Here is a 26772-nt window from a genome sequence, read left to right on the forward strand (position 1 = left end):
CCTGACTGTTATCAAGGAGCGTGCCAGTTTTTTAGAAGCCTTATAAATCAACGGGTTGGAGCTGATTGGTGCCGGTTTTGACGAAAGCGGGCGGGGATTAAGGCAAAAAGTGCGCAAGAAGTTGCGCAGTGCTGCGCAACTTCTTGCGCACTTGGCTGGAGGCCTCGTAGCGCAAGGGTTTCAGAGGTTTTGTAGGAAGTTTAATACGGAGAACTGCGCAACTTCTTGCGCAGTATGGCTAATCGCCGCGTTATCGAGTCAACACCGCGAGGCAGTCCTCAATCGAGCGTTGCTGCGTCTCGGCATACAACCTCAATTCATCAATGGTCGAACGCCCCAGCGCCTGCTCGAACGCCTGTCGGTTGGAATGCTCGCCATAGTGCGTCTGCGCCGCATCCCCCAGGTTCGACTGAAAAATCCCTGCCGCACTGACTGGCAGGAAATCTTCGTACACCAGCGGTTCGGCTTTCACATAGCCGTCGCGTAATAACCCTTGCAGCGTTACATCTGCGGGACGACCTACTTTGTCTGTCGGGAAGTAACGGAAGTACGCCAATTCCTGCTCGCGCATGCCCTCGAGGCTGTCAGGGAATTCGCTGAAATGCTGCGCCATCAGCGCGTTGTAGCGTGAGGCGTTGGCTTCGTTGGGGAAATCACCCAGTTCATCGCGTGCCGCATTCAGCAGGCGGTCGTACAGCGCCCGGCCCTTGGGAGTCAGCGCTGCGCCGCGTTGCTCGATTTCGCCGAAGCGGGCGCTGTGACTGCCGCGGGTTTGCGTCTGGTCAATGAAGGCGATTGGCTCGTCCAGCGCCTTGAAGCTGGTCTGACGCAACAGAATCGGATGTTGCCGGCGCGGTGGGCCTTCGATCACCGCTTTGGGCGTAATGCCCTGCAGCGGCATCTGCGCCTGAACAATGTCGATGTCCAGCGTGCGCGGGGTCAAGTGGTTGATGTGCGGGCCCTTGAATGCAACGACATCGGCGATCAGACGATGCTGGGCACTGAGGGTCTGGTACTGCGCGGCGGTGACGGTAGCGCTGTGGTGCCAGCGAAACGTCTCCAGCGCTTGCAGGACGAATTCCCCGGCCTCTGCTTCATTCAGGCCACCAGCAGACTCGGCCTGTTCGATCAGCTTTAGCGCCGCCGAGGTGAAGATCGAACGCTTATCCAGCACCGATGCAGCAAAGGCTCGCAACTCGGGGTCTTCAATCAATTCCAGTCGCAGCAACGAAGTGAACACCCGGAACGGGCTGACCTGCAGCGCCTCTTCATGCACCGCACGGAATGCCGTCGAATGCACCGGCACCCCGGCGGGCGTCAGGTCGTAATAACCCACCGGCTGCATGCCCATCACTGCAAACAGGCGGGCGAGGGTGGCCAGTTCAGCAGCGGTGCCGACGCGGATCGCACCGTGGCGTTCCATGTCCAGCCGTTCGATTTCGCCCGTGCTTTGCAGTTGATTGGCGACTTGCGGCTCGCGCGCCAGCACGTCGCGATTGGTCTGTTCCACCAATTCCATCAACGCGCCGTACAGCGGCACTTCTTCGCGGTACATGTCGGACATCGCTTTGGAGAAGCGTTGGCGGATCAGGTCGGGGCTGACGAAAGGCTGCACGGTCATGAAAAAAATTCCTGGCACGGTCACGTAAAGGATGTCGGAAAAGATCGCAGCCTTCGCCGACGCGGGCAAACGAAGAATCCTACGGACTTCATTCTGCCAACGACTGACCGTTTACCTGTCCTGACGCGAATGCTCCCCCAGAAACTCCTGGTACAGACGCGCTGTGTTCGAGGGCTGCTCGACCATCGGCATATGCCCGACGCCATCCCACACATCTACCCGCAGATTGGCGATGCCCTTGCTCCATACCGGCACACTGCTGACATCGATCAACCGGTCCTTGCGGCCCCAGAGCAGCAACGCCGGGCATTTGATGTCCGGCAACTTCGGTTCCATCGGCGGGCTGGCGCGAAAATCGCGGAAGATCTCTTCCAGTTCGTCTCGCTGTTGCTCGTAGCGCTGGGCAATGGCGTCGAGTACCAGACCCGGCACCCACGGTGGCGAGGCCATGGTCATGGCATAGAAACGTCGGAATTCTTCCCGGGAGTTGATGAGAAACGGATTGTGCCCACGAGCCAGGTGACGCTCCATGTCGCTGGCCTCGGGCGCAGTGACGCCCGCCGGGTCGATCAGCGCCACCGAAGCGATGCGGTCAGGGTAGGTCGCCGCCAGCCACGCGGCGATGTAGCCGCCCATCGAGTTGCCGATCACGTGGACCTTCTCGACACCGCAGACGTCCAGCAACTGGATCATGCGCTTGGCTTGCACCGGAATGTCATAGCCACCGCCGGCCTTGAAGCCGGTTTCGCCGTGGCCGGCCAGGTCCGGGATGATCACTCGGTACTGGCCGACAAAATGCCGGGCGAAGCGCAACCACAGGTTTTTTTCGGCGCTGTAGCCGTGCAGCATCAAAATGCTGCTCGACGCTTCATAAGGCCCGCCTTGCCAGGTCGACACAGTCATTTCGGTAATCGGCACTTCAATCTTGTGCAACCGGTACAGCCTGGCCTCCAGGGCCGCACTCAGATCGTAGAGCCAGTGGCCGACCGCCGGATAACTCAACCAGCTCCAGGCCACGAAAACCGCTAGGGCGACAAACAGCAAAAGCATCGTGGGTCTTCCTTGTTCAAGACAGAATGTGGTCGGCCGGTTTCAGCGCCCGGGTCAATCGGTGGTAGCTGAAACTGAAGCCGGGAAACATCGCGATCACATGACCGCTCCTGCTTTGATACCAACTGTGGCAGCCGCCGGTTTTCCAGACCGTGCGCTCCATTTCCCGGTGAATCATCTGAGTGTAGGTACGTTCCGCTTCGGGGCGAACTTCGATGCTGCGCAGACCTTTGGCCTGCAAGGTGCGGATGCAGTCGAGGATGTAGTTCATCTGCGATTCGATGATGAACAGCGCCGACGTATGCCCGATGCCGGTGTTCGGCCCGGTGACGATAAACAGGTTGGGAAAGTCCGGCAGGCTGGTGCCGAGGTAGGCGCGTGGGTATTGCGCCCAGACATCGCGCAGTTGCACGGCGTTTTTTCCCCTGACCGGATAGGAAATCACGCCATCGGTGGCGTCGTAACCGGTCGACCAGACAATCAGATCGACGTCGATGTGCTGGCCGTCCGTGGTGATGATGCCGGTTTCGTCGAGGCTGGCGATACCCTGTTCGCGGCTGTGTAACGTGACGTTGGGTCGGGTCAGCGCCGGGTAGTAGGTGCTGGAGAGCAACACTCGTTTGCAGCCGATGGTGAAGTCCGGTGTCAGTTTTTTCCGCAACTGGGGGTCAGTCACCTGGCGTTCGAGAAACTTCAGGGCCTGGCGTTGCACCATGTGAATCGCCGGTTTCGAATACTTGAAGGCGATAACCCGGGTTTCGAATTGCCAGTAAATCATCCAGCGCAGCAGTTTGTAGGCGGGTTTCAGACCCAGCAGCCAACGCTGGAATCGCCCGAACGTGCGGTCGGCGCGGGGCAGCACCCAGTGCGCTGTACGCTGAAACACGTGCATCCGGGCGACCTTCGGTGCAATTGCCGGAATCACTTGGGCCGCACTGGCACCGCTGCCGACAATCGCTACCCGTTTACCGTGATAGTCGTAGCTGTGATCCCAATTGTTTGTATGAAAGGTCCTGCCCTGAAAGCGATCCTGACCGGGGAAGTGTGGGATGACCGGTTGGCTCAACGGCCCGGTGGCATTGATCAGGAACTGCGCATAAAAAGTGCCTTTCGTGCCGGTATGGACGGCCCAGCGTTTTTCGGCGTCGTCCCACTCGACACGTTCGACGTTGGCCTGTAACTCCACCCGGTCGCGCAGGCCGAAGCGTTCGACCACATGATCGGTGTAGCGGTGCAGTTCGGCTTGTTCAGCGAACATCCGGGTCCAGCGGTAAGGTGCAAACGACAGGGAATACAGCGGCGACGGCACATCCACCGCTGCACCGGGGTAAGTGTTCTGGCACCAGGTGCCGCCGAAGAAGTCCCGGCGTTCCAGCAAGCGAAAGTCGTCGATACCGGCCTTGAGCAGATTGACCGCCGCGCACTGGCCGCCAAAACCGCTGCCGATGATCAGCACTTGGTAGGTTTGCATGCGCCTCCTTCTTAGAGTCTTTTTTCCATTTTCTTCCTTTCATGTATAGCCAATCATTTGCCCGCCGTGTGTCGCCGATGACGGGGCATTCGGCCCGCTGGCCGGTGATGGCTATTTAACGTTGCCCTGTTAGACTCCCAGCACATACGGTCTGCGGTCTGCGCAGTACCGTCGAGTGGTCGAGGCCCCTATGGGAAGATCGGGAGGAAAAGGACTTTCACTGGCCAGGAGGCTCTATACATCGCGAACCCTCGGGCTGGTCCTGGGGCTATTGTGCGTGAGCGTCGCGATGTACCCACTCGTCCCGCCGACCTGGGTCTGGGCGCTGATGCTGTTCAACGGCCTGGTCTGGCCGCACCTTGCGTATCAATGGGCCCGCCGGGCCAAGGTTCCCTATCACGCCGAACACCGTAACCTGTTGATCGACGCTTTCCTCGGTGGCTTCTGGGTCGCCGCCATGCACTTCAATCCCTTGCCCAGTGCCATGACCATTTCGATGATGGCGATGAACAACGTCGCCATCGGCGGCCTGCGTTTTCTGGTGGCAGGGGCGGCGGCACAGTTGCTTGGCGTCGGTGTCGGGCTGGTGGTATTTGCGCCCGCGTTCGTCCCGATGACCACACCGGCGCAACTCTATGCCTGTCTGCCGCTGCTGATGCTGTATCCGCTGGCGCTGGGCTGGATCTGCTTTCGCCAGGCCTACACCCTCGGCCTGCATAAACGTGAACTGCTGACCCTGAGCCGCACCGACAGCCTCACCGGTCTGCTCAATCACGGCGCCTGGAAGGATCAACTGGAAATCCAGTTTGAACGCTGCAAACGTCAGCAGACCGGCGCGACGATTGCGCTGATCGACATCGATCACTTCAAGGCGATCAATGACACCTACGGCCACGTGGCCGGCGATCTCGTCCTGCGTCAGTTGAGCAAGATGCTCAAGCAGAACCTGCGCATGGCCGATGTGGCGGGGCGCTACGGCGGCGACGAGTTTTGCGTGATCCTGCCGGACTTGCCGCTGTTTAACGCGGCGCAGGCGATGGAAGCGTTGCGTGAGCGTTTTTCCTTTCTGGTGTACGAACAGAACCCGGCGCTGAAAGTCAGCCTGAGCATCGGTCTGGCGGCGCTCGATCCCGCCCACGGTGATGCGACACGATGGCTGGATGACGCCGATCAGGCGCTGTACGAGGCCAAGGCCGGCGGGCGTAACCGGGTGATTTGCTGCAGCGACAACAAGCCGCGGCGCGAGGTATTCGATTCGGTCTGAACGGATCGGGTGTCGCATCCGGGATAGAGCCTTGGGGGTATGTGAGGTACGGTTCAGTACCCGACACGAAACAAGGATTGATTCATGACGTTCAAATTCCCCCGTTCCCTACTGGCCGCCGGTCTCGGTCTGACCCTCTCTTTCACCACCGCAGGCGCCTTCGCCGAACCGCACAAACAAGTACTGGCCGACGCCGAGCAATACAAATCCGAAGCCCTGAAACTGCTGGAACGCCTGGTCAATATCGACTCCGGTTCCGGCGATGAAAAAGGCCTCAGACAAGTCAGCGAAATCGCCATCGATGAGCTGAAAAAGCTCGGCGCCACCATCGAACTGGTGCCCAACTCCCCGGAAAAGACCAACCATGTACTCGCCTCGCTCAAAGGCACCGGCAAGGCGAAGATCCTGCTGATGGCGCACATGGACACGGTGTTCAAGGAAGGCTCCGCTGCCGAGCGACCGTTCCACATCAAGGACGGTCGCGCTTACGGGCCGGGGGTGATGGACGACAAGGGCGGGATCGTCGCCGGCATCTACGCGCTGAAAATCCTCAAGAACCTCGACTTCAAGGATTACGCGCAAATCACTTTTCTGCTTGATGCCAGCGAAGAAACCGGCTCGGACGTCGCCACTGACCTGATCAAGAAAACCGCCAGGCTGCACGACGTGACGCTCAATCTCGAGCCGGGCCGTCCGGCAGATGGGCTGGTGGTGTGGCGCAAGGGCAGCGCCACCGCACTGGTCGAGGTCAAGGGCAAGGCTGCCCACGCCGGTGTCGCGCCGGAACTGGGACGCAATGCGGCGATGGAAGCGGCGCATCAGATCCTGCAACTGGGCAAGCTCGGCGATGAAGCCAGGAAAACCACCATCAACTTCACCGTGCTCAAGGCGGGTGATCGCACCAACGTGATCCCGGATCAGGCCACGGCCAAGGCTGACGTGCGGGCGGCAGTGCCGGAAGAGTTCGACCGGATCGAGAAGGATCTGGCGCGGGTGTCTCAGGACAAGCTGATTCCTGACACCGAAGTGAAGACTTCATTGCAACGCGGCCTGCCACCGATGCCGCAGACGGCGGAGTCGGATCGTTTGATGGCGATGGCTCAAGGGATCTACGGCGAGATCGGCCGCAAGTTGACTGAAGAAGGCAGCGGCGGGGCGGCGGATGCGAGCCTGTCGGCCGGGGTGGGTACGCCGACGCTGGATGGGTTCGGGATTGTTGGCGGCAACATTCACACGCCGGAGGAATATGCGGAGGTGGAAAGCGTTGCGCCGCGGATTTATCTGTTGTCGCGGATGATTATGGAGTTGGCGAAACAGTAACGGCAGCCAGCGGTTTTGCGGCGGGCGCCATGCGAGTGGGACTCGTAATGGCGTCGGGCCGCTCTGCCTCTTTGTCGCGTGTTGCGAGGTTACTCTTTGACGCTCATGTATTCCTTGGCCCAGAGGATGTATTCCTCAGGCTGGGTGTAGGTGTGGGTCAGCTCGGTGGCGCTCAGGTCCGAGGCCTGGGTGAAGATCTGGCGTTGTTCGCGCAGGCTGTCGTAAGTCGCCTTGATTGCCGCGAAGTAGGCACCGTGGCCGTCGATGGTCACTCGCACACCCAGTTCGGCCAGGCGTTTGTCGTCGCGCAGCGCCGGGTTGCCGTAGGTCACCAGCATCAGCGGCACGGTCAGGTGTTCGGCGATCTGCTCGAGCTGATCGAAGTCCTGAATCCCGACCATGCAGATACCATCAGCGCCAGCGGCCTGGTACTGCTTGGTGCGGCTGATGATTTCCTGGTTCGGCAGGATGCCGGCGTTGGTTCGGGCGATGATCGCCATTTCCGAATCGACCCGGGCTTCCAGTGCCGCACGGATCTTGCCGACGCCTTCGGCGACGGTGATCAGGTCGGTGGATTTACGGCCAAATTGTGCTGGCAGCAGGGTGTCTTCAATGGTCAGCGCAGCGACGCCGGCGCGTTCCAGTTCGACGATGGTGCGCATCACGTTCAGCGCGTTGCCGTAACCGTGGTCGGCGTCGGCGATCACCGGCAATTGGGCGACGCGGCCGATGCGGGTGGCCTGTTCAGCGAATTCGCTGAGGGTGATCAGGGCAAAGTCCGGAGCGCCCAGAACCTGCAACGAGGCGACCGAGCCGCCGAGAATCCCTACTTCAAAACCCAGGTCAGCGGCGATGCGGGCGGACATCGGATCGAACACCGAGGCGGTGTGATAGCAGGTGTCGGAAGCCAGCAACTGACGGAAGTTACGGCGCAAATCTTGATGAGAAAGCCTGGTCATACGAGTTCCACCAATACAAAGGAATGGAAAGGCTTGAGCAAAGGTGTCAACGCCGAAGGTGAAAAGGCTATCACGCCAATGGGTCAAGGATCATGACGAATTAACGAGGAAGTTAACCAGGAAAAACCTGTTCAGGCTTTCTTGCTGCAGGCAGAGGCGCTCAGGCCGCCACTGCCTGCTGCTGTTGATTGGGCAGCGGCACCGCCCGTACGGAGTTGCCCGGCTGCAATTGCAGGCGTTTGGCGGTGAGGCGGTCAACCACCAGATTGCTGCCGACCCGGCGTCCCGGAGCGACGGTAATGCGGCAGTTTTCCAGACGCCGGTTGTGGATCAGCCACAGCGGTGCCTGTTCGTCCGGCGTGCCGATGCTCAGGGTCAGTTCCAGGCTGTCACGCACGGTGCGGATGCTGCCGATCGGTGCTTCGATCACCGGGCCGCCGTCGAAGATGTCGATGTAGCCTTTGTGGGCGAAGCCCTCGGACTGGAGGATTTTCAGTGCCGGTTCGGTGTTGGGGTGGGCCTGACCGATCACGGCCTGGGCCTGTTCGGTGAGCAGGCAGGTGTACAGCGGCTGACGCGGCATCAGTTCGGCGATGAAGGCCTTGTTGCCCAGCCCGGACAGGTGGTCGGCATGGCTGAAATCCATCTGGAAGAAATGCCGCCCAAGGCTGTCCCAGAACGGCGAACAGCCTCGTTCGTCGGCAGTGCCGCGCAGTTCGGCGATCATTTTCTCGCCGAACAGGTGCGGGAATTCGGCGACAAACAGCAAGCGCCCCAGCGACAGCAGACGTCCATTGCTGCCGTGGCGCTGGTCGTGGCGCAGAAACAGCGAGCACAGCTCCGATTGGCCGGTCAGTTCATTGTTGAGGAACAGCGTCGGGATCTGCCGCTGAATGCCCAGGTCCGGTGCCGAGCTGACCGTCAGCCCGACCCGATAGTTGTACCAGGGCTCGCGCAGGCCGACAGCCCCGGCCAGGGCACTGACACCGACCACTCGCTGTTCGTCGTCTTCAAGCACGAACAGGTAATCGGCATCGGCCCGCTCGACCTGCTCGGCGAAGGTGCGCTGTGCCCAGCGTACCCGGTGGGCCAGGCGATCTTCATTGGCGGGCAGGGTGGTGAACCCCGGCCCAGCCTGTAGCACCAGTGTCATCAATGCAGGCAGGTCGCTGACTTGAACCGGACGGACAATCATGCTGCAACTCCTTTTGCGCGCCTGCTCGGGCACTGTCGTTGGGTAGAGGCGCGGTTCACAGGGCGATCACCCGGATCGTGCCGCCAGCGCGGACGTTGAGTGCCGCGCACAGGGCAGGGTCCAGTGCCAGGGGCTGATCGGGCTGGTAATCCAGCTCGGCGACCACCGCCCGAAAGCCATGCAGAGCATCGTTGCTCACCAGATAGTGACCGCGTGCATCGATCAGAAGAGCTTCCTGAACCGTAGCGGTCTGGCTTTGCGCGATCGAACGGATGTTGCCGGTGCGTGCATACAAGGTCGGGCCCGCATCGAACAGATCGATGTAGCTGTTGGTTTCAAAACCCTCGCGCTCAAGAATGTCGAAGGCTTCCTGGCCGTCCGGGTGGACGCGGCCGATGCAGTCCTGCGCCGCCTGCGGCAGCATCGGCACGTAGATCGGGTATTGCGGCATCAGTTCGGCGAGAAACGTACGGCTCTGCAAGCCGCACAGGCGTTCGGCCTCGACGTAGGGCAGGTCGAAGAAATGTTTGCCCAGCGCATCCCAGAACGGTGAATGCCCTTGCTCGTCGCTGTAGCCGACGATTTCGGTAATCACCGCTTCGGCAAATCGCGGCGCGTGGGCGGCGATGAACAGCAGGCGTGCCCGCGACAGCAATTCGGAAAACGGCGTGCGGACCAGCGCTTCATCGATGTGAAAACCGCGCAGCAGCGTATGTCCGCTCAGGTCGTGACACAGTGACAGTGCCGGCACGCCGTGTTCGATGTTCAGCTCTCGCGAAGCACTGGTGAAGTGGCGGTTGCGCAGGCTGTAGAACGGTTCGTCGTGGCCGGCGGTGGCGAGAATTTCGGAGCAGCCGACCAGGCGGCGGCTGTCCAGGTCTTCCAGCACGAAGAAGTAATTCTCCGGGCCCTGGACCGCCGCATCGCTGTCAAACGAGGCGCAGGACGCTGCGATTTTTTCGCCCAGACGCTCGCTGTCGTCCGGCAGGGAGGTGACGCCCACCAGGCTGTCGCGCGCCAATTGTTGCAATTGAGGCAGGTCGTTTGGCTCGACTGGACGTAAGACCAGCATGGATGCACTCCTGTATCAAAAAGGTTCGGCCCATTCGCCGAACCTGACTATCACTGTCGGTTTCCACGCGTTAAAGCGGCGGTCGCCTGATTTGTTGTCAGACGCCGCCCTTTTTCTTGTCAGCCATTGCTCGGGTCGGGCAGCGCGGTACTGGCGCCGAGTTTGTTCAGGAAGAACAGGTACACCAGACCCAGGGCGATCCAGATCAGGCCGAGTTTTTGTGCATCGACGCCCATGTTGTACATGATGGCCGCGACGATGATGAAGCCGATCACCGGGCAGATCAGGTGACGAATCACCTGGCCGGACTTCTGCCGGCGCCAGTAGTAATTGATCACGGTCAGGTGCAGCAGCATGAAGCCGCTCAGGGCGCCGAAGTTGACCAGCGAAGTCAGGGTGTCCACCGAATTGATGAACAGGTAGCAGATCACCAGCGACAGCACCGCCACCAGATAAATGCTCAGGTAAGGCGTGTTGTGTTTCGGGTGGACCTTGGCCAGCACCTTCGGCAACTTGCCGTCGCGGGCCATGCCGAACAGCAGGCGCGAGACCGCCGCTTGCGAAGTGATCGCTACCGCCACGCCCCAGGCCAGGGCCGTGGCCACGCCGGTCAAAGTCGCCAGCCAGCTGCCGGCGGCGATTTCGGCGATTTCATAGAACGCGGTGTCGGCGGACTTGAAGCCCATGCCGGCGGCCAGATCGGTGGCGATCCAGGTCTGTACGACGAAGATTGCGCCCATTACTACCAGAGTGATCAACGCTGCTTTGCCGACGCTGCGGCCCGGATCGCCCTTGATCTCTTCGGCGAGGGTGGAGATCGCATCGAAGCCGAGGAACGACAGCACCGCAATCGACACTGCTTGCATCAGCAAGGCGAAGTTGAAGGTTTCCGGGTGATACAGCGGCGCGAGGGTCAACTGACCGTTGCCGCCACCGTTGTGCAGGGCGTTCCAGGCGTAGAACAGAAAAATCCCCAGCACCACGAGCTGCGCCAGCAGGAACAGTATGTTCATGCGGGCGGTGAAGGTAATGCCGCGCAGGTTGACGAAGGTTGCGCTGACCAGGAACGCCAGAATAAAACCGACTTTAGGGATGTCCGGGTACAGGTGGTTGAGCGCCATTGCCGCGTAGACGTAAAGCAGCGGCGGAATCAGCAGGTAATCGAGCAGCATCAGCCAGCCGGCGATGAAGCCGACGTGTTGATTCAGGCCCCGTTGCGCGTAGGAGTACACCGATCCGGCAATCGGAAAGGCCCGCGCCATGCTGCCGTAGCTCAGCGCGGTGAAAACCATTGCCACCATGCCGATGATGTACGCCAGGGGCACCATCCCCGGTGCCTCGGCGTTGACGTAGCCATACACCCCGAACGGGGCAATGGGGATCATGAAGATCATCCCGTACACCACCAGGTCGGTGAGTGTCAGGCTACGTTTCAACTCCTGTTTGTAGCCAAACTCTTCTATTTCCATGAAGCGCAACTCCTTGTCAGCCAATCGTTCGTTTTAGTTGTTATGTCGGTCCGTCGTTTACAGCGTCAGCAGTGGTTACAACAATTCTTACAGCAATGGCGCCAGATAATTCGCCCAGCGGGTCACCGCTTCCGGGCTGCGCAGCAGGTCGTTGCGCACTTCGATCAACACCGATTCCAGGCCCCGCGCATCGCCGTGCACCGGCACGGTCATGTCGCCCAGCGGGTCGATCTTGTACGGCTGGTTACCGGCGACTTTCAGCGGGTGCTTGCCGAGACCGTCGAGCATCTGTCGGGCATAGGCCTTGGCCTGGCCGAACAGCACGCCGACTTCCAGCTCGCGCGGCTGGCCGTAGTACACCGGGGTGAAACTGTGAATGCCTACCACGCGTACCGGCCGACCTTCGGCCAGACGTGCATCGATCAGTTGCTGCAGCCGCGTGTGAAACGGCTTGAACAGGCACTGGCGACGGTATTCGCGGGTGGCCTCGTCAAGCTCGCGGTTACCCGGCACCTGATAGATCTCGCTCTGCGCCGGGATGCTGTCGGGTGCATGCCGGGGGCGGTTGAGGTCGATCAGCAGACGCGAATAGTTGGCGCTCAGCAGTGTGGCGCCAATTTTTTCCGACAGTTGCTCGGCCAGTTCCAGCGCACCGATGTCCCAGGCAATGTGTTCGCGCGCCGCGGTGTCATCCAGGCCCAGATTGTTCAGGGCCTCCGGGATGTAGCGGCTGGCGTGTTCGCACACCAGAATCAGCGGGTGCGTCGAATCTTCACGGCTCAGGTTGTAGACCGGTCGGGTGTACAACCCCAACTCGGCGGATTCAGTACAGGCGTGCATAGTGCTCACACAGGTCAGCGGGCGAGAGCTGTTCCGTCAGCGCCAGTTCCTCGGTTTTAAGGGCGAAAAAAGTCTCGAGCAACGCGCTTGGCAGCGCTTCGATCAGCGCTTCACTGCGACGCAGGCAATCCAGTGCCTGGGCCAGGGAGGCGGGCAGGGCAACGATGCCCCGGGCCTTGCGTTGTTCATGGTTGAGTGAATCGGGGATTTCATCGGTGATCGCGTTCAGTGCCAGACGCTGTTCGATGCCCAGGCGTCCGGCGATCAGCAGCGCGGCCATTGCCAGATGCGGCGAGGCGGTGGCGTCCATGGCGCGGAATTCCAGGTTGTATTGCTTTGCCACGGGTGTGTTGCCCAGGCTCACGGTCGGGCAAATACGCAGCGCGGCTTCGCGATTTTGCTGGCCGAGGCAGGCGTACGACGCGCTCCAGTGGTGCGGCTGCAAACGCTCGTACGACACCGGCGTCGGTGCCGTGAACGCACACAGCGCCGGCAAATAATGCAGCACGCCCGCCGCCCAGTGCTGGCCGAGGGTCGACAGACCATTGCTGGTGCCGGCGTCGTAGAGCATCGGCTGACCGGCCGGATCGAGCAGGCTGACGTGCAAGTGAACGCCGTTGCACACCGCGTCGGCGGCGGTCTTCGGCGCAAAGCTCAGATCCAGGCCCATTTGCCGGGCAATTTCGCGGGTGATCTCGCGCACGTTCACCGCGCGATCCGCCGCCGCCACACCAAGGGTCGGGCGGCAGGTGATTTCGTATTGGTGCTTGCCGTATTCGGGCAGGAACATCTCCGGCTCGACACCTCCGGCGCGCAGCGCGCTGAGCAACCATCCACCGAATTCGGCGCCCTGGCGCTGGGCTTCGAGCGAGAACGCCAGATGTTCGGCAAACCCGGCGTGCAGATTGAATTCGTGTTCGAACGCGGCGTTGACCTGCAAGCCGAGTTCATCGCGATAGCGCTCGACCTCGTTGCGCAACAGAGTGCGCGGGCAGGCTGCCCATGGTCGGCCGTCGGTCTCGCGGATGTCACCGTGAATGAAGTCCAGCGCCGGGGCGGCGGCGTCCGGGCCGTTGCCGACGGTGACGCGGCTGGCCAGATCGGGAATCAGCCGCAAATCGCCATAAGCGCCCCACGGACTGGTCGAAGCGATGATGTCCTGCGGCGTCAGCGCGCTGTTGGCGGGCACCCAGCCACAACCGGCGGCCTGATAGTGCTCCAGCTCATCGGTGGGAAACGAACGGCCTCGAGTGACGCCGATCAGGTCGGTGGTGACGATGGTGGTCATCGGCAACGGCGACAGGCGTTCGGTCATGGCTGCATCTCCTGCAACCGGCCAAGCACGGTGTCGGTGTCGGTGATCCAGCAGTAGCCCTTGATCGCATTCAGGCAAGCGTCGTGGCGCGCTTCGGTGTAGGTCGCGCAGGCGTCGGCCACCAGGGTGACAAGATAGCCACGGTCGGCGGCGTCGCGCACGGCCATGTCCACGCACTGGTCGGTGACGATGCCGGCGATGATCAAGTGGCGGGTTTCGAGGTTGCGCAGCACGTAGTCGATGTTGGTCGAGTTGAAGACCCCGGACGAGGTCTTCGGCAGCACGATTTCGTTTTCCGCAGGCGTCAGTTCAGCGATGACCTGTGCCTGCGGGCTGCCCTTGGGCAGATGCATGTCCGACAGTTTGTGATCCAGCGAGCGGTCGCGGCCATCGGCGGTCAGGCTTTCGATCAGGGTGTGCAGTACGTTCTGCCGGGTGTCGCGGAAGGCGTTGAGCAGCCGAACCTGATTGGGCACCACTTGCGAGCGCGTGCGGTTGAGGAAGTACGCGGCGTCCGGGCCTTCGAGGTGCGGGTCGAACTGGGGCTCAAGCCAGGCTCGCTGCATGTCCACCAGCAACAGCGCGGTGTGGTCGGTGACAAACGGCAGGTCCCGTGGCGAGCGATGGGGAAGACTGAACATCCTTATTTATCCTCCAGCAAGTGGGTGTCGAAGTCGTTGCGCAGGGCATCGATACCTTCCAGGCGATCGGCCAGGTCCGGGCAGCGCAGGGTCAGGCAAGCGATCAGCGCTTCAACCTGAGCGAGCGCCGGAACCATGGTGTCGAACGGCGAAGCCGACTCCACCGGAGCGCTGATGATCATGTCGGCCAGTTCGCGCAGCGGCGAGGCATAGATGTCGGTGAACAGCACGACGCGGGCGTTGCCGTTTTTCGCGGCGCTGGCCACGCGCAACGCCTGGGTCTGGTAGCGGCGATAGTCGAACACCAGCACCACGTCCTGGCGTTGCAGGTCGAACAGGCGATCCGGCAGCTGCGCGTTGTCCTCCAGCGCAAAACAGCCGGGGCGCAGCAGTCGCAAATGGTTGAGCAGGTAGGTCGCCATCAGACTACTGAAGCGCCCGCCGAAGCAGTAGACCTGATGGCGGGTGTCGAGCAGCCAGTCGGCGAGGATCCGCACGTCTTCCGGTTGGGTCAGGGCTTGGGTTTCGGCCAGCAGGTTATGGCTGTGAGCCAGATAATGGCTCCAGGCATCGTCCTTGTTCTGATGCGAACGCGGCTGCAACAGCGTGCGCGGTGAGCGCAGGCGATGGTCCATATCGCTGAGCAGGGCGTCCTGGAATTCGGCGTATCCGCCGAAGCCGAGCTTTTTAACCAGCCGCACGATGGTCGGATCGCTGACGCCGGCATGTTCGGCCAGGCGCGCCATCGGGCCAAGCCCGTTGCGTGGATACTGATCGAGCAAGGCGCGAACGACTTTGCGCTCCGACGGCGTCAGATCAAGGCCGGGGTCGGTGATCAGGTCTCTTAGAGGGGGCATCCGGGCTCCTGCTGGATGGGGGGGTGTTGAATTCGCTTCATAATCCTTTAAAACAGTATTTATGTAACTGGCGCTACATGTCTAGCGAATTTTTTGGTGTTTAGACCGAGCCCCAAAATGGGGCGGGATGCCCGTAACGCAAGGGTTACACCGCTGTCGATCAGTCTTGTAGTCCATTGCCCATAGTGGTGTCAGACAATTGCACTATCACACTTCAGGCCATCCGGTCGACTTGCTTGGAGCCTCCTGTTTTACGGCACAATTGCCGCTCCATCCGCGATTGCGTTGATGGTTGTCCTGTCTTCCAGCCGAGTGACTCCCCGTGCAGACCACCCGTTTGACATTGATCTGCCATGCCAGAACCGTCGCACAAAAATTGGCGTGTTTTCCTACGAACGAACCTGTTGAAGAAACGGAGTTGGCGTCCTGTTCGCTGGCTTCGCGTTTCGCCATGGCATCTCGTCTGATTTGTGGCCCGGAGCTGCGCAGCCGTCAGACGGCAGCGTGGTTTGGCCATGAAGCGCACGTCGATGAGGCCCTGCGTGATTGCGACTGGGGCCGGTGGCAAGGTCAATCGCTCAAGGACTTGCAACGAAACGAACCCGAGGCATTGCAAGCGTGGCTCGAAGATCCGCACGCCGCACCCCATGGCGGTGAGTCGGTGGCACAGCTGCGTGAAAGGGTGGCCGCGTGGCTGGTTGCACTGCAAGCCACGCCGGGGCACGTGGTGGCGGTCACTCATCCGTTCGTGATTCGCGCTGCATTGACTCAGGTCGTGCAGGGCGAGGCGTTTCACAGCCTCGATGTCGAACCGCTGGCGGCGGTCGAGCTGCGGTTTGCCGGGCGCTGGCGACTACGCTTGTCCGGCATGAACCTGGAAGGAGCAGAGCAATGAAGCGATTGCTGGTGATCGGCATCGGTGCCGGCAACCCGGACTACATCACGATGCAGGCGGTGAAGGCGCTGAACCGGGTGGACGTGTTTTTCCTGATGGACAAGGGCCAGAGCAAGGACAAGTTGATCGACCTGCGGCGAGAAATCTGCGAGCGCTATATCACCGATCGTACGTACCGTTTCGCCGAAGCCCACAGCCCTGAGCGCGAGCGCGGCGATGTGGACTACAACGCCAGTGTCGATGAGCTGAACCGTGCCAAGCAGCAAACCTTCGAACACCTGATCAATGACGAATTGCCTGACGGGCAGTGCGGCGGTTTTCTGGTGTGGGGCGATCCGGCGCTGTACGACAGCACGATTCGCATCCTGCAGGCGATTCTGGCCTCGGGGCGATGTGCGTTTGAATTCGAAGTCATTCCCGGCATTACCAGCGTTCAGGCCTTGGCGGCACAGCACAAGGTGCCGTTGAACACCATCGGTCGTTCGATTGAAATCACTACCGGCCGGCGCCTGGCAGCGGGGCAGGTGAGTGACACGGACAGTCTGGTGGTGATGCTCGATGCCGAAGATTCCTACCACCACGTGGCGGATCGGGAGACAGAGATTTACTGGGGCGCCTACCTCGGCACGCCGGATGAAATCCTTATCAAAGGCAAGCTCGGCGCTGTTGCCGATGAAATCGAACGGGTGCGCAAGGCTGCCCGGGCCGAGCATGGCTGGATCATGGACACCTATCTGTTGCGCAAGCCTTGACCTCCCGACCGAAGCGCTCGCGATACACCGACGGTGGCACCCCGACCACGCTGCGAAACGCCACACGAAAGCTTTCCACCGAGCGATAACCACAGCGCAGGGCGATCTGCTCGGTGTTCTGCGGCGTGCTTTCCAGCAACTCACGGGCCCGGGCCAGACGCTCGTGTTGCAACCAGGCCTTGGGTGACTGGCCGCTGGCCTCCGTGAATTTGCGCAGGAAGGTGCGTTCGCTCATCGCCGCTTCGCTGGCCAGATCGCGCACCTCCAGCGGTTCATGCAGGCGCTCGCGGGCCCACTGCATCACGCGCGACAGGTCGCTGCGCGGCGTCGGGCTGACTGGGGTGGGAATGAATTGCGCTTGGCCGCCGGTGCGCTGCGGCGACATCACCAGCCGTCGTGCCACCGCGTTGGCGATCTGGGTGCCGAAGTCCCGCGCCACCAGATGCAGGCAGGCGTCGATCCCGGCTGCACTGCCGGCCGAAGTAATCAACTGGCCGGAATCGACGTAAAGCACATCCGGGTCGACATCGATGGCCGGGAAGCGCTCGGCCAGCTCCGAGGCGTAGCGCCAGTGGGTGGTGGCGCCATGCCCGTCGAGCAGGCCGCTGGCTGCCAGCACAAAGACGCCCGAGCAGATCGACAGCAACCGGGCGCCGCGTGAATGCGCATCACGCAATGCTTCGAGCAAGGCCTCCGGCACTGGCGCACTGCGGTCGCGCCAGCCGGGAATGATGATGGTGCGCGCCTCTGCCAACAGCTCAAAACCGCCATCGGCCAGCACCTGAATACCGCCCATGGCGCGCATCGGGCCTTGATCGACCGCCGCAATGCAGTGCTCGTACCACGGGAAATCGAACTCCGGCCTGGCCAGGCCGAAGATCTCCACGGCGATACCGAACTCGAATGTGCAGAGGCCGTCGTAGGCCAGAATCGCGACCAATCCAGGTGAATCAGGCATTTGGCGGAAAATTCCCGGTGAGTGTCTTGTGCGCCACTGTAGCGGCAAGCGACGGCTCGATAAAGTCTGTTCATCCCCACAGACAAAGGAGTGATTCAACATGCCCAGCCTGGTTCGCGAAATTCCTGCAGCGCCTTCGGCCGTTGCCCTGATGCATTTCAGCAACCGTCTGACTTTCGAAACCGACTGTTCCGACGTCTTCAGCAGCCAGCAGGCTGGCGAGGTCGATTTTGTCCTGGTAGACGTGCGCGGGCCGCTGGCCTTCGAGCGTGGGCATGTGCCGGGGGCAATCAATATTCCCGGGCGTTTGCTGACGGCGGAGGGGCTGGTGACCTACTCGAAAAACACGCTTTTCGTGGTCTATTGCGCCGGTCCCCATTGCAATGGCGCCAATAAGGCCGCGGTGAAGTTGGCGGCGTTGGGTTATCCGGTCAAGGAGATGATCGGCGGGGTGACCGGATGGCTGGATGAAGGCTTCCAGTTGAGTGTTGCGACACCACGCGCCGCCACCGCCCCGATCGCTTGCGATTGCTGATAATCGGAAAGTTGCCGCTTTGGCGGCAGCTTTTGTCGGCTTTGTCCTACAAGGCTTGCACCGCTCTGGCGCACGCTTTTCCCATGTGACGGCAGTCGCCGATTTTCTGTAAGTATTTGTCGCTTAAAAACAATTTGCCCCGTGCGCGCCGCCATAGACTGCCGGCCACTTCGGTTTCTTTGCGCGACACAGCCCAAGGCCGAACCTGACAATCGAAAGCTGCCAATAAAAGCCTCCGCACACGGGAGTAATAAATGAAAAAGCTGGTTATGTTCGGTGCCCTGGCACTGTCGATGTTGTCCCTGACCGCCGTGGCCGAAGACGCCAAACCGATCCGTATCGGTATCGAAGCCGGTTACCCGCCATTCTCGATGAAAACCCCTGACGGCAAACTGGCCGGTTTCGACGTGGACATCGGCGATGCGCTGTGTGAGCAGATGAAAGTCAAATGCACCTGGGTCGAGCAAGAGTTCGACGGCCTGATCCCGGCGCTGAAAGTGAAGAAGATCGACGCGATCCTGTCCTCGATGACCATCACTGACGACCGCAAGAAAAACGTCGATTTCACCATCAAGTACTACCACACCCCGGCGCGCTTCGTGATGAAGGAAGGCTCTGGCGTGAAAGACCCGCTGGTCGAACTCAAAGGCAAGAAAGTCGGCGTGCTGCGCGCCAGTACCCACGACCGTTACGCCACCGAAGTGCTGGTGCCGGCCGGCATCGAGCTGGTGCGTTACGGCTCGCAGCAGGAAGCCAACCTGGACATGGTCTCCGGTCGTATCGACGCGATGCTGGCCGACTCGGTCAACCTGAGCGACGGCTTCCTGAAAACCGATGCCGGCAAAGGCTTTGAATTCGTCGGCCCGACCTACGAAGACGCCAAGTACTTCGGCGGTGGCGCCGGTATCGCAGTGCGTAAAGGCGATACCGAGCTGGCAGAGAAATTCAACACGGCCATCAATGAAATCCGCGCCAACGGCAAGTACAAGCAAGTGCAGGACAAGTACTTCGACTTTGACGTGTACGGCCATTAATACGCCGTAGAAAAAGTGGCCCCGTTGACGCGGTGGCCACTTTTTTTTCGCCCGTGATTTATCCTGTCAGCACATTTTCAATGCGGTCACTGCGTTGGCAGCGACCACAGAATTTCCGGAGTTCCCCATGCAACGCATCGACCATCTTCTGCCCTGGAGCCACCTGGGCAGCGAACGTTCCCTGAGCGTGTTCCGTTACGGCGCCGGCCCGCGCAAGGTCTACATCCAGGCCAGCCTGCACGCCGATGAACTGCCGGGCATGCGCACCGCATGGGAGCTGAAAAAGCGCCTGGCCGAACTGGAAAGCAACGGCCAGTTGCAAGGCGTGGTCGAACTGGTGCCGGTGGCCAACCCGATCGGCCTCGATCAGCATCTGCAAGGCAGCCACATGGGGCGCTTCGAGCTGGGCAGCGGCAAGAACTTCAACCGCTCCTTCGTCGAACTCAGTGCGCCGGTGGCCGAGCGTATCGGCGAGCAGTTGGGCGGTGATGCCCAGGCCAACATTGCGTTGATCCGCCAGACCATGGGCCAGATCCTCGACGAACTGCCAGCGCCAGCCTCGCAACTGGAAGCGCTGCACCGTCTGTTGCTGCGCCACGCCTGTGAGGCCGACATCACCCTCGATCTGCATTGCGATTTCGACGCCGCGATTCATCTTTACGCACTGCCGCAACACTGGTCGCAGTGGCAATCCCTTGCCGCACGCCTGAAGGCTGGCGTGGCACTGTTGTGTGAAGATTCTGGCGGCAGTTCGTTCGACGAGTCCTGCTCCTCGCCGTGGTTGCGCCTGGCCCGGGCCTTCCCGAACGCTGCGATTCCACCGGCCAACCTCGCCACCACCCTGGAACTGGGCAGTATGGGCGACACCCGCGTCGATCAGGCTCAGGCCAATTGCGAGGCGATCCTGGGCTTTTTGGCCGAGCAGGGCTTCATCAGCGGCGAATGGCCGAAGGCGCCGCAAGCCTGCTGCGAAGGCATGCCGTTCGAAGGCACCGAATACCTGTTCGCCCCGCACCACGGCGTGGTGAGTTTCCTGCGCGATGCCGGTGAATGGGTCGAGCGCGGCGATGCGCTGTTCGAAGTGGTCGACCCGTTGAACGACCGCGTGACCACCGTGCGCGCCGGCACCAGCGGCGTGTTGTTCGCCATCGATCGCGGTCGCTACACCCAGCCGGGTATCTGGCAGGCGAAAGTAGCGGGGCGCGAGCCGATCCGGGCGGGCAAGCTGATCAACGACTGATACCCCGTCATCCGGATCACAGTGTTAGGCTCTGCCCCGAACCCTGCACTGTGTGAAGGAAGGCTTATGTTGAAGGTGTTTGCGCTGTTGACGCTGCTGGCGTCCACTGCCGTTCAGGCTCAGACCTCGCTGCAAAACGATCTACCGCTCAACTACCTGGCCCAGGTGCACCCGGATGCCGAACAGCGTCCGCTGGTGATTTTCCTGCACGGCTATGGCAGCAACGAAGCGGATTTGATCGGCATGAAATTCCAGTTGCCCAAACAGTACAACTACCTGTCGGTGCAGGCACCGATGGTATTGGGAGACGGGCGTTTCCAGTGGTTTCGCAAGAAAGGCGAAGGCGCCTACAACGGCGAGACCGATGATCTGAAGGCCAGCAGCCAGAAACTGCGGGCCTTTATCGCCGCTGCGGCGCAGAAATATCACGCGCAACCGGACAAGGTGTACCTGATCGGCTTCAGCCAGGGCGCGATGATGACCTACGAGGTCGGGCTGCGGCAGCCGGCGGTGGTGGCCGGCATCGCCGCGTTGAGCGGGCGAGTGTTGCCGGTGCTCAAGGGTGAGCTGAAGTCAGAGCAACAGCATCCGCCGCTGGCGATCTTCATCGGCCATGGCACGGCGGATGACCGCGTGCCTTACAGTGGCGCCACAGCGGCCAAAGCGCTGCTGGAGAAACTGGATTACAAACCGCAACTTCATGCCTACCCCGGCGTTGGCCACAGTATCAGTGCGGCCGAACTGCGGGATCTGAACGACTGGCTGCAGCAACTCAATCCCTGAGCATCACTTTTCCTTGAGGATGGTTTTCACCAGCGCCTCGTGACCGCTCTTGTCGCTGACCCGGGAAATCACCTGGACCAGCGCCATGCGCGTGCCGGAGCCGGCCAGCAATGTGGTGTTGAGAGTCTGGCCGCCGCCCTGGGTGGCGGTGCTGTCGACCTGACGCAAGCCCAGGCCATTGCCTTTGCGGGTCAGGCTCTTTTCGCTGAGTTTGTTGAAGTCGGGCATCGCCTTGTGCTGGGCATCGATGAAATCGGACACCGTGCCGTCGAGGAACGCGCTGTCGTTGTCCTTGACGTTTTTGCCTTCGGGAATCTGGTTTTCGGCGACGATGACCACAGTCTTGGTGGCGTCGTTGCTGTACATGGTGCCCTTGGCACCGGTCGGCCCGGCTGGCAGCGGGTCGCCGACGAAGCCTTTGGGCAGAACAAAACTGAACTTGCCGTCGAGCATCGAGACTTTCTCGGTGACAGCCTTCTCTTTGGCCTTGGCTGCCTGAGCATTGATGGCGCCGAAACCGGCCACCGCCGCCAGCAACAGGACGACGGCTTTCTTGCTAAGCAATGACATTCGAATCTCCGAGGGATGGTCGCGCTTGGGCGGCGATCATCCCATGGAGCGTGCCCGGCACTCCAGCGCGGTTTGTCCGGTCGGGGTCAGTTCGGTGACGGTGCCGGCGCCGGTCTGGCCAACAGTTGCCGGGTGACGCCCAGCATCGCCACCGAAACGGCCACCGCCACCACGAAACCGCCGAAACCCAGGCTTGGAACCGTCAGCGCCAACACCAGACAAAACGCCGAAAACGAATACATCCCTGTCGCCGTCGCTCGCAACAATGCGGCGGTAAATGCCGGGCCCCGGGTCTGCTGGGAAAACACCGCCATCACGCTGCCCAGCACCGGGAACACCGCGAGCAGACCGCTCCAGCGCTCGCCGACGGTGCTGGCCAGCATCGTCACTACCAGCGTCAGCGCCGCCCCGGCGATCATCCGCCAGACCAGTTTGTCCGACTTCGGCGCCGGACCGCCGACCACCGGTTGCACCTTGGGAAACAGGTACGGCGCAGCAAGAAGGGCGGTCGCAGCGGCAGCGATGGAGAAGGGCAGCGACGCCGGAATCAGCGACAGGATCAGCGCCAACACGGCCCAGACCGATAAAGAAACAACCAATGCCAACGGCCAGTTGGCGCGCTGAGCAACCTGCGCGTAGGTGACACAAAACGCGATCATCGCAAACATGGCCGACAGCGCCGCAATCGCCGATTGCGCGGCGAACGCCGGGCCTTGCTCGATGGCGAGGAAAAACAGAATCGGCCCGACCACCACCGGCAAACCCGACAGCCACCCGGCGACACTGGGGCCCCAACGCTTGCCGGCGAGGGAAATCAGCAGCAGGAAACCGGGAATCAGCAGCAGTTTGAGGATCAGCACGCAGGTCGCTCCATCGGGTCAATGGGGGCCACGTTAGCACTGTCGTTGGTGGATTGCTGCAAATGCATGCAATAAATGTATACAAAGTGTCGGGCGTGATCGCCGACTATGCTCTGACTATCAGGGTTAACCGGAGTCATTACCGCGATGAGCAGAACACCGAAGGTGTTGAGTGGATGTTGCGGAATCGGCTTGTGGGCGCTGTTGCTGACGCCGACCTGGGCCAGTTGGCAGGATGCGGTGCCCGGTGCGCAGATCATCGGCACCGGGGATTTCAGTGTGTTCGGTTTCGACATTTATAACGCTCGGCTGTGGAGTGCCGCGCGTCCACTGGCCGACGGTCAGCCCTTCGCCCTGGAATTGATCTACCGGCGCAACGTGTCTCGCGATGATCTGGTCAAGGCCAGTGTCGATGAGATCAAACGCCTGGCCGGTGCTTCCATCAGCCCGGCGCAATTGGCGGTCTGGCAGGCCCAGATGCAGCAATCGTTCGTCGACGTCCAGGCCGGCACGCGGATCACCGGGGTGTATCTGCCGGGGCAGGGCGCGCGGTTTTTTGTCGGTCAACAGTTGCAGCATGAAATCGATGATCCGCAGTTTGCCCGAGCGTTTTTCGACATCTGGCTCGACCCGCGCACGCGCAGTCCCCAGTTGCGCCAGCAATTGCTTGGCAATGCGAAACCCTGAGCGCAGCACATCTGCTCTTGGGCACGCCGACTGAAACGTCTAAGCTGCGTCTTTCGACTTGTTTCTGGATGTGTGCGTGAAATTCAGCTTGCCCAAAATCGCCACGGCGCCGTTCTGCCCGCCGGAAGTGGCCGGCAGTGTCCCGGTCGACCCCAATGCCTCGTTCTTCAAGCGCGTGTTGCGTTTTGCCGGCCCCGGTCTGCTGGTGTCGATCGGCTACATGGACCCGGGCAACTGGGCCACCGCGATCGAGGCCGGTTCGCGCTTCGGTTACAGCCTGTTGTTCGTGGTGTTGCTGGCGAGCCTGTCGGGCATGGTCGTGCAATGTCTGTGTTCGCGGCTGGGTATTGCCACAGGGCGTGACCTGGCGCAGCTGTCCCGCGAGCGTTACAGCACTCCGACTGCGCGGCTGCAATGGGTGCTGGCGGAAATCTCGATCATCGCGACAGACCTGGCAGAAGTACTCGGCTGCGCGCTGGCGTTTCACTTGCTGCTGGGTTGTTCGCTGACGTTCGGTATCGCGCTGACAGCGTTCGATACGTTGCTAGTGCTGGCCCTCCAAAACCGTGGCTTCCGCCGACTGGAAGCGATCATGCTGGTGCTCGTGGGCACCATCGGCGCGTGTTTCTTCGTTGAATTGCTGCTGATCAAACCGTACTGGCCAGACGTCGCCCAAGGTTTCAAACCGTCACTGTCGGCGATCAGCGATGCGGCGCCGTTGTATCTGGCCATCGGCATCCTCGGCGCCACCGTCATGCCGCACAACCTGTACCTGCACACTTCGATCGTGCAGACGCGGCTGATCGGCAAGGACCTTGCCAGCAAGCAGGACGCGGTAAAACTGGCGCGCATCGACACCATCGGTTCGCTGGCGCTGGCGTTGCTGGTCAACGCGGCGATCCTGATTCTCGCGGCGGCAGCCTTCCATCAGTCCGGGCACACCGATGTGGTCGATATTCAGGACGCCTATCACTTGCTCGACCCGCTGGTGGGCGGCGCGCTGGCCAGCGTGCTGTTCGGTGTGGCGTTGCTGGCTTCGGGGCAGAGTTCGACCTTCACCGGCACCATCGCCGGACAAGTGATCATGGAAGGCTATCTGAACCTGCGCATTCCCTGCTGGCAGCGACGCCTGATCACCCGCGGACTGGCGCTGATTCCGGCGTTCATCGGCGTATGGCTGATGGGGGACGGCGCGGTGGGCAAGTTGCTGGTGCTGAGCCAGGTGGTGTTAAGCCTGCAATTGCCGTTTGCGCTGTATCCGCTGATTCGCATGACCAATGACAAACAGCTGATGGGGCCGTTTGTGAACCGGTTGCCTACCAAGGTTCTGGCGTGGGGATTGTTTGCGGTGATCAGCGGAGCCAATGCGTGGCTGATTCTGCAAATGGCCGTCTGATTCGCTGAACCGCAGGCGAAAAAATACCCGGTGCGACGTGAGCCGTACCGGGTTTGTTGCCAACGGGCAGTGGATGTCGTGGATCCGCCGCCCGCTGTTGAACCTGTTTTGCGCTTACGCGCGTTCCAGCGCCAGGGCCACGCCTTGACCGCCACCGATGCACAGGGTCGCCAGACCTTTTTTCGCATCACGCTTGATCATTTCGTGCAGCAGAGTCACCAGCACACGGCAGCCCGATGCACCGATCGGGTGACCGAGGGCGATGGCGCCGCCGTTGACGTTGACCTTGTCCAGATCCCATTGCAGATCCTTGGCCACCGCCAGCGATTGCGCGGCGAAGGCTTCGTTGGCTTCGATCAGGTCGAGCTGGCCGATGCTCCAGCCAGCCTTGTCCAGGCAGCGGCGAGTGGCGGAAACCGGGCCGATGCCCATGATCGCCGGGTCGACGCCCGCATTGGCGTAGGCGGCGATTTTCGCCAGCACCGGCAGGCCCAGGGCCTTGGCTTTTTCGGCGCTCATCAGAATGACCGCAGCCGCGCCGTCGTTCAGCGATGAAGCGTTGCCGGCGGTGACGCTGCCGTCCTTCTTGAACGCTGGACGCAGTTTGGCCAGGGATTCGGCGGTGGTGTCGCCGCGTGGCTGTTCGTCATCCTTGAACGCCACCGGATCGCCTTTGCGCTGCGGGATCAGAATCGGGGTGATTTCATCGACGAAGCGACCGGCCTCGATGGCAGCAGCGGCTTTCTGTTGCGATGCGGCAGCAAAGGCGTCCTGCTGCTCGCGGCTGATCCCGTATTTCTCGACCAGGTTCTCGGCAGTGATGCCCATGTGGTAATCGTTGAACGCATCCCACAGACCATCGCTGATCATGGTGTCGACGATTTGCGCGTGACCCATGCGCAGACCGGTGCGCGCGCCCGGCATCACATAGTTGGCCAGGCTCATGTTTTCCTGGCCGCCGGCAATGATCACGTCCGCGTCGCCGCAACGGATCGCCTGTGCACCGAGGTGCAGGGCCTTGAGGCCCGAGCCGCAGACCTTGTTCAGGGTCATGGCCGGAACGGCGTGGGGCAGGCCGGCCTTGATCGCCGACTGGCGCGCCGGGTTCTGGCCGGCGCCGGCGGTCAGCACCTGGCCCATGATGACTTCATCGACCTGAGCACCGTCCAGACCGGTCTGCTCAAGCAACTGGCGGATGACCGCTGCGCCCAGATCCACGGCGGAGACGGTGGCCAGCGAACCCTGGAAACTGCCGATCGCGGTACGCGTGGCGGCAACAATGACGACGTCTTGCATTTTCGAATTCCTCACTCGGCAGCGAACTGCATTTCCGGTACGTGATCCGGGACGACAAGCTTACCAGCGGTTTTGGCGACGATTTCCTCGACGCTGACGCCAGGTGCGCGTTCCTTGAGGACAAAAGCGCCATTTTCGATTTCCAGGTACGCCAGGTCGGTCAGCACACGCTTGATGCAACCGGCGCCGGTCAGCGGCAGGCTGCACTGGCTCAGCAACTTGGACTCACCGTCCTTGGACGCGTGGGTCATGATCACGATGATGTTGTCGGCGCCGGCCACCAGGTCCATCGCACCGCCCATGCCCTTGACCAGTTTGCCGGGGATCATCCACGAGGCGATGTTGCCTTGTACGTCCACTTCGAACGCGCCGAGTACGGTCAGGTCGACGTGGCCGCCGCGGATCATCGCGAAGGATTCGGCGGAGTTGAAGATCGATGCGCCGATACGCGCGGTCACCGTTTGTTTGCCGGCGTTGATCATGTCGGCGTCGATGGTTTCTTCAGTCGGGAAAGGGCCCATGCCGAGCAGACCGTTTTCCGATTGCAGCATGACTTCCATGCCTTCGGGGATGTAGTTGGCGACCAGGGTCGGAATGCCGATGCCGAGGTTCACATAGAAGCCGTCCTGCATTTCGCGGGCGACGCGTTGAGCCATTTGTTCGCGGGTAAGTGCCATGTTCTTGTTCTCCGT

At 61.4% G+C, this 26772-nt stretch carries 27 protein-coding genes; 10 read left to right on the plus strand and 17 right to left on the minus strand.

The genetic code is table 11. The features are described from left to right. Positions 1-250: 250 nt before the first annotated feature. From hglS to AC1MDC_RS22295, 3 genes are all read right to left on the minus strand, one after another. Positions 251-1621: a 2-oxoadipate dioxygenase/decarboxylase HglS gene (gene hglS / locus AC1MDC_RS22285; RefSeq protein ID WP_480393669.1), complete on the minus strand. Its 1371-nt coding sequence runs from the start codon at positions 1619-1621 to the stop codon at positions 251-253. 111 nt (positions 1622-1732) lie between these two features. Beyond that, positions 1733-2671, minus strand: coding sequence for an alpha/beta fold hydrolase (locus AC1MDC_RS22290; protein WP_085698640.1), 939 nt, complete (start codon positions 2669-2671; stop codon positions 1733-1735). Positions 2672-2687: 16 nt separating this feature from the next. Then, positions 2688-4142, minus strand: a complete 1455-nt coding sequence (locus AC1MDC_RS22295; RefSeq protein ID WP_480393670.1) for a flavin-containing monooxygenase — start codon at positions 4140-4142, stop codon at positions 2688-2690. A 190-nt stretch (positions 4143-4332) separates the two neighbouring features. On the opposite strand from AC1MDC_RS22295, the gene AC1MDC_RS22300 reads away from it, so the two are divergent. After that, entirely contained in the window at positions 4333-5406 is a 1074-nt protein-coding gene (locus AC1MDC_RS22300; RefSeq protein ID WP_480393671.1) for a diguanylate cyclase, read from the plus strand. 84 nt (positions 5407-5490) lie between these two features. Further along, positions 5491-6726, plus strand: coding sequence for a M20/M25/M40 family metallo-hydrolase (locus tag AC1MDC_RS22305; protein ID WP_085698643.1), 1236 nt, complete (start codon positions 5491-5493; stop codon positions 6724-6726). 89 nt (positions 6727-6815) lie between these two features. Here the strand turns inward: AC1MDC_RS22305 and AC1MDC_RS22310 are convergent, their stop codons facing one another. The 9 genes from AC1MDC_RS22310 to AC1MDC_RS22350 all read right to left on the minus strand — a co-directional run bounded on the left by AC1MDC_RS22310 (position 6816) and on the right by AC1MDC_RS22350 (position 15527). Then, positions 6816-7685 (minus strand): isocitrate lyase/PEP mutase family protein, encoded by an 870-nt coding sequence (locus tag AC1MDC_RS22310; RefSeq protein ID WP_007956238.1) that lies wholly within the window; start codon positions 7683-7685, stop codon positions 6816-6818. Positions 7686-7845: 160 nt separating this feature from the next. Beyond that, positions 7846-8880 (minus strand): arginine N-succinyltransferase, encoded by a 1035-nt coding sequence (gene astA / locus AC1MDC_RS22315; protein WP_085704066.1) that lies wholly within the window; start codon positions 8878-8880, stop codon positions 7846-7848. A gap of 55 nt (positions 8881-8935) precedes the next feature. Continuing rightward, positions 8936-9952, minus strand: a complete 1017-nt coding sequence (locus AC1MDC_RS22320; RefSeq protein ID WP_480393672.1) for an arginine N-succinyltransferase — start codon at positions 9950-9952, stop codon at positions 8936-8938. A 119-nt stretch (positions 9953-10071) separates the two neighbouring features. Then, positions 10072-11421: an APC family permease gene (locus tag AC1MDC_RS22325; RefSeq protein WP_480393673.1), complete on the minus strand. Its 1350-nt coding sequence runs from the start codon at positions 11419-11421 to the stop codon at positions 10072-10074. Between the two features lie 87 nt (positions 11422-11508). Then, positions 11509-12261, minus strand: a complete 753-nt coding sequence (locus AC1MDC_RS22330; protein WP_085698647.1) for an N-formylglutamate amidohydrolase — start codon at positions 12259-12261, stop codon at positions 11509-11511. Continuing rightward, positions 12245-13576 carry a type I glutamate--ammonia ligase gene (locus AC1MDC_RS22335; protein WP_085698648.1) on the minus strand — a complete coding sequence of 444 codons (1332 nt, stop codon included), beginning with the start codon at positions 13574-13576 and terminating at the stop codon, positions 12245-12247. Before AC1MDC_RS22335 ends, AC1MDC_RS22330 begins: the two co-directional genes overlap by 17 nt. Next, a complete protein-coding gene (locus AC1MDC_RS22340; RefSeq protein ID WP_085698649.1) occupies positions 13573-14217 on the minus strand; it encodes a cysteine hydrolase family protein in 645 nt (214 codons plus the stop codon). Before AC1MDC_RS22340 ends, AC1MDC_RS22335 begins: the two co-directional genes overlap by 4 nt. Positions 14218-14219: 2 nt before the next feature. Then, positions 14220-15074 carry a MurR/RpiR family transcriptional regulator gene (locus AC1MDC_RS22345; RefSeq protein ID WP_085698650.1) on the minus strand — a complete coding sequence of 285 codons (855 nt, stop codon included), beginning with the start codon at positions 15072-15074 and terminating at the stop codon, positions 14220-14222. A gap of 207 nt (positions 15075-15281) precedes the next feature. Continuing rightward, the gene (locus AC1MDC_RS22350) at positions 15282-15527 is read right to left on the minus strand and encodes a hypothetical protein (protein WP_227235644.1); all 246 of its coding nucleotides are present in this window, start codon (positions 15525-15527) and stop codon (positions 15282-15284) included. On the opposite strand from AC1MDC_RS22350, the gene AC1MDC_RS22355 reads away from it, so the two are divergent. Both AC1MDC_RS22355 and cobF read left to right on the plus strand, forming a co-directional pair. Then, the gene (locus AC1MDC_RS22355) at positions 15412-15969 is read left to right on the plus strand and encodes a histidine phosphatase family protein (RefSeq protein WP_480393737.1); all 558 of its coding nucleotides are present in this window, start codon (positions 15412-15414) and stop codon (positions 15967-15969) included. The genes AC1MDC_RS22350 and AC1MDC_RS22355 overlap by 116 nt on opposite strands. Then, positions 15966-16721 carry a precorrin-6A synthase (deacetylating) gene (gene cobF, locus AC1MDC_RS22360; protein WP_227235176.1) on the plus strand — a complete coding sequence of 252 codons (756 nt, stop codon included), beginning with the start codon at positions 15966-15968 and terminating at the stop codon, positions 16719-16721. Before AC1MDC_RS22355 ends, cobF begins: the two co-directional genes overlap by 4 nt. Here the strand turns inward: cobF and ftrA are convergent. Further along, positions 16690-17679, minus strand: a complete 990-nt coding sequence (ftrA, locus tag AC1MDC_RS22365) for a transcriptional regulator FtrA (RefSeq protein ID WP_085698653.1) — start codon at positions 17677-17679, stop codon at positions 16690-16692. The genes cobF and ftrA overlap by 32 nt on opposite strands. Positions 17680-17779: 100 nt before the next feature. On the opposite strand from ftrA, the gene AC1MDC_RS22370 reads away from it, so the two are divergent. The 4 genes from AC1MDC_RS22370 (at position 17780) to AC1MDC_RS22385 (ending at position 21271) form a co-directional block, all read left to right on the plus strand. Beyond that, a complete protein-coding gene (locus AC1MDC_RS22370) occupies positions 17780-18214 on the plus strand; it encodes a rhodanese-like domain-containing protein (RefSeq protein WP_480393674.1) in 435 nt (144 codons plus the stop codon). A 254-nt stretch (positions 18215-18468) separates the two neighbouring features. Then, a complete protein-coding gene (locus AC1MDC_RS22375; RefSeq protein WP_085686295.1) occupies positions 18469-19248 on the plus strand; it encodes an ABC transporter substrate-binding protein in 780 nt (259 codons plus the stop codon). Between the two features lie 127 nt (positions 19249-19375). Then, positions 19376-20488, plus strand: a complete 1113-nt coding sequence (locus AC1MDC_RS22380) for a succinylglutamate desuccinylase/aspartoacylase family protein (protein WP_266201230.1) — start codon at positions 19376-19378, stop codon at positions 20486-20488. A gap of 66 nt (positions 20489-20554) precedes the next feature. Continuing rightward, positions 20555-21271 carry an alpha/beta hydrolase gene (locus tag AC1MDC_RS22385; RefSeq protein WP_480393675.1) on the plus strand — a complete coding sequence of 239 codons (717 nt, stop codon included), beginning with the start codon at positions 20555-20557 and terminating at the stop codon, positions 21269-21271. Between the two features lie 3 nt (positions 21272-21274). On the opposite strand, the gene AC1MDC_RS22390 is transcribed toward AC1MDC_RS22385, so the two are convergent. After that, positions 21275-21841: a DcrB/PsbP domain-containing protein gene (locus tag AC1MDC_RS22390; RefSeq protein ID WP_085698657.1), complete on the minus strand. Its 567-nt coding sequence runs from the start codon at positions 21839-21841 to the stop codon at positions 21275-21277. Between the two features lie 86 nt (positions 21842-21927). Further along, a complete protein-coding gene (locus tag AC1MDC_RS22395) occupies positions 21928-22701 on the minus strand; it encodes a hypothetical protein (RefSeq protein ID WP_085698658.1) in 774 nt (257 codons plus the stop codon). A 147-nt stretch (positions 22702-22848) separates the two neighbouring features. Here AC1MDC_RS22395 and AC1MDC_RS22400 point away from each other — a divergent pair, with 147 nt between their 5' ends. Further along, a complete protein-coding gene (locus tag AC1MDC_RS22400) occupies positions 22849-23388 on the plus strand; it encodes a chalcone isomerase family protein (protein WP_085698659.1) in 540 nt (179 codons plus the stop codon). Positions 23389-23515: 127 nt separating this feature from the next. Continuing rightward, the gene (locus AC1MDC_RS22405; protein ID WP_416383552.1) at positions 23516-24784 is read left to right on the plus strand and encodes an Nramp family divalent metal transporter; all 1269 of its coding nucleotides are present in this window, start codon (positions 23516-23518) and stop codon (positions 24782-24784) included. 114 nt (positions 24785-24898) lie between these two features. On the opposite strand, the gene AC1MDC_RS22410 is transcribed toward AC1MDC_RS22405, so the two are convergent. Both AC1MDC_RS22410 and AC1MDC_RS22415 read right to left on the minus strand, forming a co-directional pair. Continuing rightward, positions 24899-26080, minus strand: coding sequence for an acetyl-CoA C-acetyltransferase (locus AC1MDC_RS22410; RefSeq protein ID WP_480393676.1), 1182 nt, complete (start codon positions 26078-26080; stop codon positions 24899-24901). An 11-nt stretch (positions 26081-26091) separates the two neighbouring features. Then, positions 26092-26757: a CoA transferase subunit B gene (locus tag AC1MDC_RS22415; protein WP_085704101.1), complete on the minus strand. Its 666-nt coding sequence runs from the start codon at positions 26755-26757 to the stop codon at positions 26092-26094. Between the last annotated feature and the right edge of the window lie 15 nt (positions 26758-26772).

The organism is Pseudomonas sp. 1, from assembly GCF_056626735.1.

Bases quoted from the DNA above. Each gene is read 5' to 3' on its own strand.
- hglS (WP_480393669.1), bottom strand. From the start codon at position 1,621: ATGACCGTGCAGCCTTTCGTCAGCCCCGACCTGATCCGCCAACGCTTC.
- AC1MDC_RS22290 (WP_085698640.1), bottom strand. From the start codon at position 2,671: ATGCTTTTGCTGTTTGTCGCCCTAGCGGTTTTCGTGGCCTGGAGCTGG.
- AC1MDC_RS22295 (WP_480393670.1), bottom strand. From the start codon at position 4,142: ATGCAAACCTACCAAGTGCTGATCATCGGCAGCGGTTTTGGCGGCCAG.
- AC1MDC_RS22300 (WP_480393671.1), top strand. From the start codon at position 4,333: ATGGGAAGATCGGGAGGAAAAGGACTTTCACTGGCCAGGAGGCTCTAT.
- AC1MDC_RS22305 (WP_085698643.1), top strand. From the start codon at position 5,491: ATGACGTTCAAATTCCCCCGTTCCCTACTGGCCGCCGGTCTCGGTCTG.
- AC1MDC_RS22310 (WP_007956238.1), bottom strand. From the start codon at position 7,685: ATGACCAGGCTTTCTCATCAAGATTTGCGCCGTAACTTCCGTCAGTTG.
- astA (WP_085704066.1), bottom strand. From the start codon at position 8,880: ATGATTGTCCGTCCGGTTCAAGTCAGCGACCTGCCTGCATTGATGACA.
- AC1MDC_RS22320 (WP_480393672.1), bottom strand. From the start codon at position 9,952: ATGCTGGTCTTACGTCCAGTCGAGCCAAACGACCTGCCTCAATTGCAA.
- AC1MDC_RS22325 (WP_480393673.1), bottom strand. From the start codon at position 11,421: ATGGAAATAGAAGAGTTTGGCTACAAACAGGAGTTGAAACGTAGCCTG.
- AC1MDC_RS22330 (WP_085698647.1), bottom strand. From the start codon at position 12,261: ATGCACGCCTGTACTGAATCCGCCGAGTTGGGGTTGTACACCCGACCG.
- AC1MDC_RS22335 (WP_085698648.1), bottom strand. From the start codon at position 13,576: ATGACCGAACGCCTGTCGCCGTTGCCGATGACCACCATCGTCACCACC.
- AC1MDC_RS22340 (WP_085698649.1), bottom strand. From the start codon at position 14,217: ATGTTCAGTCTTCCCCATCGCTCGCCACGGGACCTGCCGTTTGTCACC.
- AC1MDC_RS22345 (WP_085698650.1), bottom strand. From the start codon at position 15,074: ATGCCCCCTCTAAGAGACCTGATCACCGACCCCGGCCTTGATCTGACG.
- AC1MDC_RS22350 (WP_227235644.1), bottom strand. From the start codon at position 15,527: ATGGCGAAACGCGAAGCCAGCGAACAGGACGCCAACTCCGTTTCTTCA.
- cobF (WP_227235176.1), top strand. From the start codon at position 15,966: ATGAAGCGATTGCTGGTGATCGGCATCGGTGCCGGCAACCCGGACTAC.
- ftrA (WP_085698653.1), bottom strand. From the start codon at position 17,679: ATGCCTGATTCACCTGGATTGGTCGCGATTCTGGCCTACGACGGCCTC.
- AC1MDC_RS22370 (WP_480393674.1), top strand. From the start codon at position 17,780: ATGCCCAGCCTGGTTCGCGAAATTCCTGCAGCGCCTTCGGCCGTTGCC.
- AC1MDC_RS22375 (WP_085686295.1), top strand. From the start codon at position 18,469: ATGAAAAAGCTGGTTATGTTCGGTGCCCTGGCACTGTCGATGTTGTCC.
- AC1MDC_RS22380 (WP_266201230.1), top strand. From the start codon at position 19,376: ATGCAACGCATCGACCATCTTCTGCCCTGGAGCCACCTGGGCAGCGAA.
- AC1MDC_RS22385 (WP_480393675.1), top strand. From the start codon at position 20,555: ATGTTGAAGGTGTTTGCGCTGTTGACGCTGCTGGCGTCCACTGCCGTT.
- AC1MDC_RS22390 (WP_085698657.1), bottom strand. From the start codon at position 21,841: ATGTCATTGCTTAGCAAGAAAGCCGTCGTCCTGTTGCTGGCGGCGGTG.
- AC1MDC_RS22400 (WP_085698659.1), top strand. From the start codon at position 22,849: ATGAGCAGAACACCGAAGGTGTTGAGTGGATGTTGCGGAATCGGCTTG.
- AC1MDC_RS22410 (WP_480393676.1), bottom strand. From the start codon at position 26,080: ATGCAAGACGTCGTCATTGTTGCCGCCACGCGTACCGCGATCGGCAGT.
- AC1MDC_RS22415 (WP_085704101.1), bottom strand. From the start codon at position 26,757: ATGGCACTTACCCGCGAACAAATGGCTCAACGCGTCGCCCGCGAAATG.